Below are 12,358 nucleotides of genomic sequence, written 5' to 3'. Positions count from 1 at the left end.
TGGCCAAAATCACCTGTATCCGCCACAGCCTGTCCCAGTGGTGTCGAAGACGACGCCGAAGGAGTTCATAAATGAGTACGGAAAGCTCCGCCGCACGGCGGCCAGAGGAAACCGACGTTAAGGCCTCAGGCCTGAAGAAAGTCGTTACGGCCTCCATGGCCGGCACCGTTGTTGAGTGGTACGAGTTTTTCCTCTATGCCTCCGCCGCCACCCTGGTGTTCGGCAAAATGTTCTTCCCCAATTCAGGGACCGAACTGGACGGCATCATCGCCGCCTTCGTTACCTATGCCGTAGGCTTCGTGGCCCGCCCCATCGGCGGCATCGTCTTTGGCCACTTCGGTGACAAGTTCGGCCGCAAGCAGTTGCTGCAGCTGAGCATCATCCTGGTGGGCGTTGCCACTTTCCTGATGGGCTGCCTGCCTACCTTCGCCCAGATCGGCTACTGGGCTCCGGCCCTCCTGGTGTTCCTGCGCTTCGTGCAGGGCTTCGCCGTCGGCGGTGAATGGGGCGGCGCCGTACTGCTGGTTGCCGAGCACAGCCCCAACAAGTCCCGCGGGTTCTGGTCCAGCTGGCCACAGTCGGCGGTACCGATGGGCAACCTCCTGGCCACCGGCGTGTTGTTCACCCTTTCGGCCACGCTTTCCCAGGAAGCATTCCTTGGCTGGGGCTGGCGCGTCGCTTTCTGGCTCTCTGCCGTCATCGTGATCGTTGGCTACTACATCCGCACCAAAGTCCAGGATGCGCCGATCTTCATTGAAGCCCGCAAGGAAGTCACGGTGGAGAAGAAGGGCTACGGTGTTGCCGAAGTCTTCCGCCGCTACCCGCGCGGCGTCTTTACCGCCATGGGCCTGCGTTTTGCCGAGAACATCCTGTACTACCTGGTGGTGACGTTCTCCATCACCTACCTGAAGATCGTCGTCCAGACCGACACCTCCCGCATCCTCCTGCTCCTGCTCGTGGCGCACTTCATCCACTTCTGCGCCGTCCCGCTCGTCGGCAAGATGTCGGACGCGTTCGGCCGGCGGCCGGTCTACATGGCAGGCGCCATCCTCGGCGGCACCTGGGGCTTCTTCGCCTTTCCCATGATGGACACCGGCAACGACATCGTCATCCTGGCCGCCATCACCATCGGCCTGCTGTTCCACGCGCTGATGTACGCGGGCCAGCCGTCCATCATGGCCGAGATGTTCCCCACCCGGATGCGGTACTCCGGCGTTTCCCTGGGCTATCAGGTGACCTCCATCGTCGCCGGTTCACTGGCACCGATCATCGCCACCTCGCTGCTCAATAGCTTCAAGTCCTCCACTCCGGTGGCGCTGTACCTGCTGGGAGCCTGCATCGTGACCGCCATCGCCGTGTTCTTCCTCAAGGAGACCCGCGGCATCTCGCTCCACGACGTGGACGCAGCCGACGCCCAGGGCACCGCGGACTTGCTCGCTTCCGGCAAGAAATAGTCACTGTCACCACCAGAGCCAAAAAGCACCAACTGCCCGGACCCGCGACCCCGCAGGCCCGGGCAGTTGGGCGTCAGCGCCTTCGACGAAGTCAGGATCTCCCATGAAAGCAGCCGTCCTTTACTCCACCGTCCCGTCCGGCACCAGCTACACCGAAGCGCATCCCCTTCGGGTCGAGGAGCTTGACCGGCCGGAACCCCGCGCAGGTGAGTTGGGCATCACCATCACCTACTCGAGCCTGTGCCACTCGGACCTGTCCGTGGTGGACGGCTCCCGCGTCAGGCCCCTTCCCATGGCACTGGGACATGAAGCTGTTGGGCGGGTTGCCGCGGTGGGTGAAGGTGTCACGGACGTTTCCCCCGGGGACCATGTGGTCCTCGTCTTCGTCCCCAGCTGTGGTGACTGCCGGGCGTGCCGGGCGGGCCGTCCGGCTCTCTGCCACCGCGCAGCGGAAGTCAACGGGTCGGGGGACCTGCTGCATGGTGAGGCCCTGCTGCGGACGCCCGCAGGGGAGCGGATTAACCACCATCTCGGGGTTTCGGCCTTCGCCGATTACGCGGTGGTGGCCAGGGAATCGGTGGTGGTCATCGACGACGACGTCCCCGACACTGTTGCGGCAATGTTCGGTTGCGCCGTGCTCACCGGGATGGGAGCTGTCCTCAACACGGCGGCCGTCCAGCAAGGCCAGTCCGTCGCTGTCTTCGGACTCGGCGCCGTGGGGCTTTCGGCCGTCATGGCCGCGGCGCTCGCTGGTGCCTCCTCCGTGATTGCCATCGATCCGAACGCCGGCAAGCACGGCCTCGCCCGGAAGTGCGGGGCAACCGCCGTGGGGACACCGGACGAGGCTCCCCGCCTGATCCAGGAGGCCTCCGGTGACGGCGTGGACACCGCCATCGAAGCTGTGGGGTCAGCCCGGGTCATCGCATCGTGCCTCGAGCGCGTGACGCGTGGCGGCGCCGTGGTCTCTGTGGGGCTGCCGCACCCGACGGCGGAACTGACGGTGCCCGCGCTCCAGTTCGCCGGGGCGGGCAAACGGCTGCTGGGCTCGTATATGGGCGACGCCGTTCCGGGCCGCGACATCCCCCTGTACCTTGGGTACTGGCGGGAGGGCAGGCTTCCCGTTGAGCTGCTGCACACCGACACCCGGCCCCTTGATGAAATCAACGAAGGCCTCGATGCGCTGGCCGCAGGGCAAGTTGTGAGACGGCTCTTCCAAGCCTGAAGAAACGGCACCTGACGGGCAAAATCTAGGCAGCCAGCAAGTCCTGGCGTTCGGCAACTTCTTCCTTCAGCGCAGCGATCACGGCCTGCACCCGGGCGGACCGCAGCGATTCGGGCCGGGCCACGGCCCAGATGGGCACCTGGCGCTGGAAGGCGTCGGGGAGCACCGGAACGAACTCCGGATTCCGCGCCACCATAAAGTTTGGAAGCAAACCGATGCCCGCGCCGCGGCGCACCGCCTCCACCTGGGCAAAGATGCTCGTCGCCTGGAAGCTGGACTTCGGCATGGGCAGCTGCGAGGACCGGTGGCCCAGTTCGGCAACCTGGAGTGCCGACTCAACGTAAGAGACGAAGCCGTGCTGTCCCACGCCGTCGGGCGTTTCCGGCAGGCCCCGCTTGGCGGCGTAGGCCGGGCTGGCGTAGAGCCGGAGGAAGTAGTTGGTCAGGAAGATGGCCTGCGCGTTGCTCACGTCAGTGCGGCCCACCACCACTTCCAGGTCCACGCCCGAGCGGTTCTGGCTGACCTTGCGCGTGGCACTGAGCATCTCCACATTCAGCATGGGGTGCCGCTGCTGGAGGCGGACCAGTGCAGGGGTAACGAATTCGGCGCCGAAACCGTCGGAGGTGCTGAGGCGCACCATTCCGGACAGAGCGTCCCGGTCCTGGCCCGTAACGGCAGCCAACGACCCCAGCGTTTCTTCGATCGTTTCCGCCGCGGCCACGGCCGAAGCCCCCAGCTCCGTCAGTTCCCAGCCGTGCGGGCTGCGCTCCAGGGTGCGCCCGCCGAGTTGCTTGTCGAGGGCGAGGATCCGGCGGGAAATGGTGGTGTGGGTGGTGCCCATCGTTTCCGCGACGGCGTTGAAGCGCCCAAGGCGGGCCACCGTGAGCAAAATCAGCAAGTCGTCCGGACTCGGAAGCCGCGCCACTCGGTGCCCTTTCCTTCGTGTGCATCAGTGCACATGCCATCTGTAATTTTTCCCCTTGATTGCACTCTAGCAGGGTGTGATGGTGGACACAGACCTTCCGGCTGCCCTCGCCGGAGGCATAGCAAAGGAGCTTAGGCCATGGCGGTAGTCGGTTGGATTGGTTTGGGAAACATGGGGGGTTCCATGTCGGGAAACCTCGCAAAGGCGGGTCACGACGTTCGGGGATTCGACCTCAACCCGGCTGCTCTCGCCGCTGCGGAGGCGGGCGGGGTGAAGCCGGTTGGGAGCATCGCCGAGGCAGTGGCGGACGCCGACGTCGTCTTCACCATGCTCCCCAAGGGCGAGCATGCCAAGGCTGTCTACCTGGGCACGGACGGGGTGCTGGCGCATGCGGATGCGCGCACACTCCTGGTCGATTCCTCCACGATCGATATCGCCGCCGCCAGAGAATTGCACGACGCCGCTGCTGCCGCCGGCTTCCGCTTCGTTGACGCCCCTGTCTCGGGCGGGATGAGCGGTGCCAAGGCAGGAACGCTCACGTTTATGGTGGGGGGTGAGGCGGATGCTGTGGCCGACGCCACGCGCTACATCGAGCCGATGGCAGCCAACATCATCCCTACCGGCGGAGCCACCACCGGCCAGGCAGCCAAAATCTGCAACAACCTGATGCTCCTGATCAACCTGGCCTCCACTGCCGAGGGCGCCGTGCTGGCGGACCGGCTGGGCCTGGACAAGAAGGTGTTCTGGGACATCGCCTCCGTCTCATCCGGCGACAGCTGGGCCCTGCGCACCTGGTACCCCGTTCCCGGCGTGGTCCCCACCGCTGCATCCAACAATGACTTCGCGCCCACGTTTACCGCTGAGCTGGCGAACAAGGACATCGGCCTGGCCATCAGTGCTGCCGAGGACACCGGCACGCCGCTCGAAATCGGCAAGCACGTTCAGCAGCTGTACCAGCGCCTCATCGATGCGGGCGAGTCCGGCAAGGACTGCTCCATGATCATCAAGCTCGCCGACGGTTCCCTGGATCCAGCAAAGTAGAAGAGAGACCTCCATGCACACCATTCCGCATTACATCAACGGCAGTCGCGTTGCCGATGCCGAGCGCTTCGGCCCCGTCTACAACCCTGCTACCGGAGAGCAGGAAAAGCAGGTGGCACTGGCTTCCGCTGCCCGGGTGGAAGAAGCCATTGCCGCCGCCTCGGCTGCGCTGCCGGCCTGGCGGGCAACGAGCCTGGCCAAACGGACCAATATCTTCTTCCGCGTCCGCGAAATCCTGACCCAGCGCAAGTCCGAGCTGGCCGCCATCCTGACCAGTGAGCACGGCAAAGTACTCTCCGACGCCGAAGGGGAGATTTCCCGCGGGCTCGAGAACATTGAGTTCGCCACGGGGCTGTCCCACATGCTCAAGGGGGAACGCTCCGAGCAGGTTTCCAGCGGCGTGGACGTCCATTCCGTCCGGCAGCCCGTGGGCGTCGTGGCCTGCATCACCCCGTTCAACTTCCCGGCCATGGTGCCGCTCTGGATGATCGGCAGCGCCCTGGCATGCGGGAACACCGTGCTCCTGAAACCCAGTGAAAAGGATCCATCCTCCGCCGTGTTCATCGCGGAAGTCTTCGCCGAAGCGGGACTGCCGGCCGGTGTGCTGAACGTGGTGCAGGGCGACAAAGAAGCGGTGGACGTCCTGCTCGAACACCCGGACGTCAAAGCCGTCAGCTTCGTGGGCTCAACGCCCATCGCGCAATCGATTTACAAGCGTGCTGCGGACCACGGCAAGCGGGTCCAGGCCCTGGGCGGGGCCAAGAACCACATGGTGGTCCTGCCGGACGCGGACCTGGACATGGCGGCCGACGCCGCAATTTCGGCTGCCTACGGCTCGGCAGGCGAGCGCTGCATGGCGGTCAGCGTTCTCGTCGCCGTCGGCGCCATCGCCGACGACCTCGTGGCGGCCATCCAGAGCCGGATGGCTACCCTGACCATCGGCCCAGGCACCGACCCGGCATCACAGATGGGCCCGCTGATCACCGCCGAACACCGGGAGAGGGTGGCCTCCTACGTGGCAGGTGCCGAAAACGAGGGCGCCACGGTGGTTGTTGATGGCCGCTCGCAGCAGTTCGATTCAGGCGGGTTCTTCATCGGAGTCAGCCTGGTGGACCACGTTAAGCCGGGCATGAAGGTGTACGACGACGAAATCTTTGGCCCCGTCCTGTCCGTGGTCCGGGTGGATACCTACAGCGATGCGGTCCGCCTGGTCAACGACAACGAGTTCGGCAACGGGGTTGCCATCTTCACCCGCGACGGCGGCGCCGCCCGCCAATTTGAGTTCGACGTGGAGGCAGGGATGGTGGGCGTCAACGTGCCCATCCCGGTGCCGGTGGGGACTTTCTCCTTCGGTGGCTGGAAGAACTCCCTGTTTGGCGACACACACATGTACGGGCCGGACAGCATCCGGTTCTACACCAGAGGCAAAGTGGTCACCACGCGCTGGCCGGACCCCGCGACGTCCGTCATCGACCTGGGCTTTCCGCAGGTGGACTGACGCAGGTGGACTGACTCAGGTCAGCCGTTCATGATCTCGCCGCGGCGGGTCATGTACTCCTCCACGGAAAGTTCCCCGTTGCTGTACTTCTCATCCAGTTCGGCGAGCTTGCGGGCGCGGTAGCCCTGCGGGGCCGACGGCGGCGGGGGAGTGGCAGGTGACGCGGGCTGCTGCGGGGCCTGGGGTTGCCCCTGCCGGGGTTGTTCCGGCTGGGGCTGCCCGTACGGCGGAAACTGCTGGTCCATGGGCGGAACCGGCTGGATGGGCGGCAGCGGCTGGGGCCGGTCGAGTTCGCGGAATCCGCCGCTGAAATAGTCCTGCTGGGTGTAACCGTCCCGGGGCTGTTTGCTCTGCGGACCGGCCGAACCGGGGAACTGGCCGCTGCCCGGGAACTGCTCGGGGTAGCGCCCGGTAAAGCTTTGCTCGTGGTTCCTGCGGGCGACAGACTTCCGGTACATCCGCATGGCCATCGGGATCAGGAATGACAAAATGATGATCCAGAAAAACAAGTTGCTCACGGTGCCGTGCCTCTCATGTGTGTCCTTCCAGCTTAGCCCCGTAGTTCACGCGGACGGCCGGGAGCCCCGTGAATGCGCCGTACCGGTCCACTGCTTCCTGCACTGCGGCTGCCAGCGGGGAACCTGGCCGGTCGTCGGATTTGGAGAGCCGGATATCCAGCTCACACCGCCCGGGAAGCAGCGTATGCCGCCAGGAGCCGGCCATCCGCCCGTCCAGCAGCACCACGTGCATCGGTTGTCCTTCGAAAGGAAATGCGGGAGCTCCGCCGCCCATGTAATGCCGGGTGGCGGAATAGCCCATGATGTATTCGTCGTAGCACTGGACCAGGTCTATCCGTGGACCCTGGACGGTAGCCCGGCCGGCCTGCGTCCCCGGATCGGGCTGGTCGGCAGCGGAGTAATGCTCGACGCCGTCAATCACGGTGGCGGTCAGCGCATTGAGCCGTGCATCCCTGGCCACCTGTAGTCCCTTTCGGACGTCCGCCATGGTCAGCTTTGACCAGTCGGCGCAGTCCCTGATGGTGGCGGGGCCGCGGCTGGAGAAATAGCGGAAGGCCAGTTCACTCAGCGCCTCCTCGCGGGTCGGCGCCGGTTGCCTGCCGGCCGGAACCCGCTCATTAAAGAGGGCATAAGTCTGCTTCAGGGCACCGCCGGGGCTCCGAACCGGCGTGCCGCTGACCAGGAGTCCGCTGACTTCGGCGTGCATGATCAGGTAGGCAAGCCTCAGGCCTTTCGCCGGAAACCCCGCGTCCTGCAGTTTTGCGGCGAGTTGCTCGCGCGTGAGGTGGTTGCCGCCCGCCAGAGCCCCGGCCAGCACCTCCCCGGCCCGGGCGGCAGTTGCTGCATCGATTCCGGTGAGACGGTACGTCCCCGCGTTGGCCTGGTGGAGCCGTGGAGCAGAGAGGGCTGACAGCCAGCGGAGGTCGTCCCGGTGGACGAAATGCCAAGTGGGGCGAAGGATATGAGTGCGCAGGATCCGGCCATCGGCCACTGTGCTCTCGATGTCCGCGGCTGTCACCGGCGGATCAACACTGCGTGATACACGCTGGGCGAGGCTCCACCTGGCGTAGGGATATTCCTGTGCCTGCACGGCCAGCAGGTTGCGCAGGGCGGCCTCCGGCGAGGGGGCACCTGGTTCCCGGAGCAGCTGGGAGGAAAGCCGGTGCCGCACTACCGCGTCCGGTTCCATGTTCATCGCCAGCTAGTCCTTGCCAGCATCAGGCTGCCCCGCACCAGGCGACCCGCCGCCTGCCCGGAAGCATCGCCCGGAAATCATGGCCTGGTGCTAGCGCCGGGCAGGCTCAGCAGTCCCCAGCGGACCCTCGCCGGATCCCAGCGGGACGCCCGGCCCAAAGATGGGACCCGGCGTCGGACGCTTTGCGGTGATCCCGTCCCCCGAGGACTGGTGGCGCAGCCTGCGCAGTACCCACGGCACAAAGTACTCGCGGGCCCACACCAGGTCCCCGGAGCGCGCCTCGCGCCAGGTGCGGGGCGGCAGCGGTTTGGGTTGCAGCGGCTCCAGCGTGTGCTCCACGTTCAGCGAGTCCAGCACCATGGCCGCGATCGTATGGTGGCCAAGGGGGGAGAAGTGCAGCCGGTCCCGGTCCCACATCTGCGGGTCGCTGAGTTGCCGCAGCGACCACATGTCGGCGATAACGGCATCATGCCGGGCAGCCACGGTACGCAGGTTTTCATTGTAGATGGCCACCTTGCTGCGGATCCTGCCCAGCACCGAGGAGCCGGTATCCGGTCCGTTGAAGAGGACCACCGTTGCACCGCCCATGGCCAGGATCTGCACCACCGAGTCGAGCTTTTCAGCCAGGGCGTCAGGGTCGCCGCCCGGGCGCAGCAGGTCATTGCCGCCGGCCGAGAGGGTGACGAGGTCCGGCTTCAACGACAGGCAGGGGGCAAGCTGCTGGTCCACAATCTGCTGCAGCAACCTGCCGCGCACGGCCAGGTTCGCGTAGGCGAAGTCGGGCTGCGTACGGCCCAGTTCCTCCGCCACCCGGTCCGCCCAGCCGCGGTAGCCGCCGGGGCGCGAGGGCTCGGGGTCGCCAATGCCCTCCGTAAAGGAATCGCCCATTGCCACGTAGCGGGTCCAGGGGTGGGATCCGGCGCGGGCAGTGGGGGATTGAATGGCGCTTGTGTCAGTCACGGTCCTATCCTGCCTTCCGCTTCACTGGCTACGCGAACGTAGGTTGTTACCTTTCGGTAGCTGTAACAATGGAAACCATGACTGAAGCCGAAGTATTTCCTGCCCCTGTTGTTCTGTGGTCGCATCAGGAGGACCAGCGCGACGGCAAGCCGCTGCTGGTACTGCTGCACGGCTACGGCGCCAACGAACAGGACCTGCTCAGTCTGGCTGACCTGCTGCCCGGTGACTTCGCCGTCGCCTCTTTGCGGGCTCCCATCGCGATGGGCCCGGGGTTCACCTGGTTCCCGTTGACGGCGTCCATTGACTACTCGCTGGAGCGGGTTAAGGCGGCGTCGTCCTTTGTGCTGGACTGGATCGACACCATCAAGGTGGGGCATCCTTCGGTTTCCCTGCTCGGCTTCTCAATGGGAATGGCCATGGCCACTACGCTCCTGCGGCAGCGGCCCACCGACTTCGCGGCCGTCGTCGGGCTCTCAGGCTTTGTGGTGGACGCAGGCGACGACCCCAGCTTCAGGGACTCCGAACTGGACGGCACCATTCCCATGTTCTGGGGCCGGGACCAGCAGGACCCAGTGATCACCCCGGACAAGGTCGATTACACAATGGGCTGGGTCCGCAAGCACGTCAAACTCACCAAGGTCCTGTACACGGGCATGTGGCACGGGATCAACCAGCAGGAGATCGGCCACGTAGGTGAATTCCTCACGCACGAAGTCCTCAAAAAGTAAGCGGACGACGACGGGTGCGGGCCGGCAGGTTAACCTGCCTCGGGTGCCACCACCCGGACCGTGTGCCCGTTGACCGTGACGGTATCGCCATTGTGCAGCTGGCGGCCGCGGCGGTCGTCGATCTCCCCGTTGACCTTGACGAGCCCGTTCTTGATGAGGTCCGCCGCCTCAACGCCGTCTTCCACCAGGCTGGCGAGCTTGAGCAGCTGGCCAAGGCGGATCATGCTGTCGCGGATGGGGATGTCTTCAACACGGTTGCTCATGAAGCAATAATGCCTGACGTAAGGTGGATTCAGTGACCTCCACCCATCGCCTGCCGCTGCTTGCAGGCCTTCCCCTGGCGGTGGGCGCAGGCCTGGCTATTCCCCTGCAGGGCCGGATTAACGGTGCCCTGGGCGCCCGGTTGAACGACGGCATCGCCGCTTCCGTGGTGAGCTTCAGCACAGGGCTCGTGGTGATGATCCTGATCTCGCTGCTCCTGCCGCGCGGCCGCGCCGGCCTGGCCAGCATCCTGCCGGCCGTCCGCAGCCGGGCCTTCCCCCGGATCTACGTCCTCGCCGGCGGCATTGGGGCGCTGTTCGTCTTTGCGCAGTCCTTTACGGTGGGCATCCTCGGCGTGGCCCTCTTCACCGTTGCCACAGTCACCGGGCAGACCGTCAGCGGGCTGCTCGTGGATCGGCTGGGGATTGGGCCGGCGGGCCGGAAGCCAGTCACCGGGATCCGGATCGTCGGCTGCCTGCTCACCATTGCCGCCGTAGCCTGGGCCGTGTCCCCGCGGTTCGCCGCGGGCGCCGGGCCCGGAACAGGGTCCGACGGCGGGCCGGCGGACCTGCTGCTTCCGCTCCTGCTCCCCGTCGCTGCCGGGTTCCTGATGAGCTTCCAGCAGGCCATGAACGGAACAGCCACCGTTCACTACGGCACACCGATCGCCGCCACCCTGGTCAATTTCGTGGCCGGTTCGGTGGTTCTCTGGACGGCGTACGCTATCAAACTGGCCGTGGTTGGCGCAGGCAACCCGCTGCCGGGGGAGTGGTGGTACTACGTTGGCGGCCCGATGGGATGTGTGTTCATCGGCCTGGGCGCGCTGCTGGTCCGCAGCCTGGGCGTCCTGGTCACGGGCCTGGGCATGATCGCCGGGCAGCTGCTCGGCTCGCTTGCCCTGGACGTGATCCTGCCGGCGCCGGGGACCGTGGTTGCCCCGGCTACAGTGCTCGGCACCATCCTGACGCTGGCCGCCATCATCCTGGCAACCCTGCCCTGGCCGCGGGGCGCGCTCCGCAGGTAGGCACCGGTAGGCTAGGACACGCAGCTTTTTCGCATCTTTCCTTCATCCGCCCCCGCGGCAGCCAGCGGTCATGTGCCTCCGGCTTGCCCGGGGCCTGAAAACCGCGGACCGCACCCAGCGGCCCTGTAGAAATTGGAGTTACCCCATGGCAGCAAAATCCGTTCTCGACCAGGTCATTTCCCTCTCCAAGCGGAGGGGCTTTGTGTTCCAGGCCGGTGAGATCTACGGAGGTTCGCGCTCTGCCTGGGACTACGGGCCCCTCGGCGCCGAGCTGAAGGAAAACATTAAGCGCCAGTGGTGGCAGTCCATGGTCCGCGGCCGCGAGGACGTGGTGGGCCTTGACTCCTCCGTTATTCTGCCCCGCCAGGTGTGGGAAGCCTCCGGCCACGTTGAGGTCTTCTCCGACCCGCTGGTGGAATGCCTTTCCTGCCACAAGCGCTACCGCGCGGACCACCTCGAGGAAGAGTACGAGGAAAAGAAGGGCCGCCCCGCCGAGAACGGCCTGAAGGACATCGCCTGCGCCAACTGCGGTACCCGCGGTGAATGGACCGAGCCGCAGGAATTCAGCGGCCTCCTCAAGACCTTCCTGGGCCCGGTGGCCAGCGAGGAAGGCATGCACTACCTGCGCCCGGAAACGGCCCAGGGCATCTTCGTGAACTTCAACAACGTCCTCACCACCTCGCGCAAGAAGCCGCCGTTCGGCATCGGCCAGATCGGCAAGTCCTTCCGCAACGAGATCACGCCCGGCAACTTCATTTTCCGCACCCGCGAGTTCGAGCAGATGGAAATGGAGTTCTTCGTCGAGCCCGGCACCGATGAGGAATGGCACCAGTACTGGATGAAGGAGCGCATGTCCTGGTACACCGGCCTGGGTATCCGCGAGGAAAACCTGCGCTTCTTCGAGCACCCGCAGGAAAAGCTAAGCCACTACTCCAAGGGCACCACGGACATCGAGTACCGCTTTGGCTTCCAGGGTTCGGAATGGGGCGAGCTGGAAGGCATCGCCAACCGCACCGACTTCGACCTCTCCACCCACGCCAAGGCCTCCGGCCAGGACCTGAGCTACTTCAACCAGGCCACGAACGAGCGCTACACCCCCTACGTCATTGAGCCCGCCGCCGGCCTTACCCGCTCCTTCATGGCGTTCCTGGTGGACGCTTACACCGAGGACGAGGCCCCCAACGCCAAGGGCGGCGTGGACGTCCGCACCGTCCTGAAGCTGGATCCGCGCCTGGCCCCGGTCAAGGCCGCCGTGCTGCCGCTGAGCCGCAACGAGGACCTGTCACCGAAGGCCAAGGACCTCGGCGCGCAGCTGCGAAAGAACTGGAACATCGACTTCGACGATGCCGGCGCCATTGGCCGCCGCTACCGCCGCCAGGACGAAATCGGTACCCCGTTCTGCATCACCGTGGACTTCGACACCCTTGAGGACCAGGCCGTGACAATCCGCGAGCGGGACACCATGAGCCAGGAACGCGTTTCCCTGGACAAGGTGGAGGGCTACCTGGCCGCACGCCTGATCGGCGCCTAGC

The 12,358-nt window shown here is 65.7% G+C and carries 12 protein-coding genes; 7 read left to right on the top strand and 5 right to left on the bottom strand.

The window, feature by feature from the left end; genetic code table 11:
• The first annotated feature begins 71 nt into the window (after positions 1-71).
• Positions 72-1,454: an MFS transporter gene (locus AC5RUQ_RS10850; RefSeq protein ID WP_493947333.1), complete on the top strand. Its 1,383-nt coding sequence runs from the start codon at positions 72-74 to the stop codon at positions 1,452-1,454.
• A 103-nt stretch (positions 1,455-1,557) separates the two neighbouring features.
• Positions 1,558-2,676: an alcohol dehydrogenase catalytic domain-containing protein gene (locus AC5RUQ_RS10845; protein WP_493947332.1), complete on the top strand. Its 1,119-nt coding sequence runs from the start codon at positions 1,558-1,560 to the stop codon at positions 2,674-2,676.
• A 25-nt stretch (positions 2,677-2,701) separates the two neighbouring features.
• Here the strand turns inward: AC5RUQ_RS10845 and AC5RUQ_RS10840 are convergent, their stop codons facing one another.
• Entirely contained in the window at positions 2,702-3,601 is a 900-nt protein-coding gene (locus AC5RUQ_RS10840; RefSeq protein ID WP_493947331.1) for a LysR family transcriptional regulator, read from the bottom strand.
• A 138-nt stretch (positions 3,602-3,739) separates the two neighbouring features.
• On the opposite strand from AC5RUQ_RS10840, the gene mmsB reads away from it, so the two are divergent.
• Together mmsB and AC5RUQ_RS10830 are read left to right on the top strand one after the other, a co-directional pair.
• Entirely contained in the window at positions 3,740-4,642 is a 903-nt protein-coding gene (gene mmsB, locus AC5RUQ_RS10835) for a 3-hydroxyisobutyrate dehydrogenase (RefSeq protein ID WP_493947330.1), read from the top strand.
• Between the two features lie 13 nt (positions 4,643-4,655).
• Positions 4,656-6,140 (top strand): CoA-acylating methylmalonate-semialdehyde dehydrogenase, encoded by a 1,485-nt coding sequence (locus AC5RUQ_RS10830; RefSeq protein WP_493947329.1) that lies wholly within the window; start codon positions 4,656-4,658, stop codon positions 6,138-6,140.
• 20 nt (positions 6,141-6,160) lie between these two features.
• Here the strand turns inward: AC5RUQ_RS10830 and AC5RUQ_RS10825 are convergent, their stop codons facing one another.
• From AC5RUQ_RS10825 to AC5RUQ_RS10815, 3 genes are all read right to left on the bottom strand, one after another.
• The gene (locus tag AC5RUQ_RS10825) at positions 6,161-6,658 is read right to left on the bottom strand and encodes a hypothetical protein (RefSeq protein ID WP_493947328.1); all 498 of its coding nucleotides are present in this window, start codon (positions 6,656-6,658) and stop codon (positions 6,161-6,163) included.
• A 13-nt stretch (positions 6,659-6,671) separates the two neighbouring features.
• Complete coding sequence (locus AC5RUQ_RS10820; protein WP_493947327.1) at positions 6,672-7,853, bottom strand: winged helix DNA-binding domain-containing protein; 1,182 nt, start codon at positions 7,851-7,853, stop codon at positions 6,672-6,674.
• A gap of 90 nt (positions 7,854-7,943) precedes the next feature.
• The gene (locus AC5RUQ_RS10815; RefSeq protein ID WP_493947326.1) at positions 7,944-8,813 is read right to left on the bottom strand and encodes an SGNH/GDSL hydrolase family protein; all 870 of its coding nucleotides are present in this window, start codon (positions 8,811-8,813) and stop codon (positions 7,944-7,946) included.
• Between the two features lie 77 nt (positions 8,814-8,890).
• Between AC5RUQ_RS10815 and AC5RUQ_RS10810 the strand changes: the two genes are divergently transcribed.
• Positions 8,891-9,541 carry an alpha/beta hydrolase gene (locus AC5RUQ_RS10810; protein WP_493947325.1) on the top strand — a complete coding sequence of 217 codons (651 nt, stop codon included), beginning with the start codon at positions 8,891-8,893 and terminating at the stop codon, positions 9,539-9,541.
• A 29-nt stretch (positions 9,542-9,570) separates the two neighbouring features.
• On the opposite strand, the gene AC5RUQ_RS10805 is transcribed toward AC5RUQ_RS10810, so the two are convergent.
• Positions 9,571-9,804, bottom strand: coding sequence for an RNA-binding S4 domain-containing protein (locus AC5RUQ_RS10805; protein WP_493947324.1), 234 nt, complete (start codon positions 9,802-9,804; stop codon positions 9,571-9,573).
• Positions 9,805-9,836: 32 nt separating this feature from the next.
• Between AC5RUQ_RS10805 and AC5RUQ_RS10800 the strand changes: the two genes are divergently transcribed.
• Positions 9,837-10,826 (top strand): DMT family transporter, encoded by a 990-nt coding sequence (locus tag AC5RUQ_RS10800; protein WP_493947323.1) that lies wholly within the window; start codon positions 9,837-9,839, stop codon positions 10,824-10,826.
• 145 nt (positions 10,827-10,971) lie between these two features.
• Positions 10,972-12,357 carry a glycine--tRNA ligase gene (locus AC5RUQ_RS10795; protein WP_493947322.1) on the top strand — a complete coding sequence of 462 codons (1,386 nt, stop codon included), beginning with the start codon at positions 10,972-10,974 and terminating at the stop codon, positions 12,355-12,357.
• Position 12,358: the final 1 nt, after the last annotated feature.

It is taken from the genome of Arthrobacter sp. MDT2-3 (genome assembly GCF_059090465.1).
The sequence above is the reverse complement of the archived record's forward strand: the minus strand, read 5'-3'. Positions and strand labels throughout refer to the sequence as shown.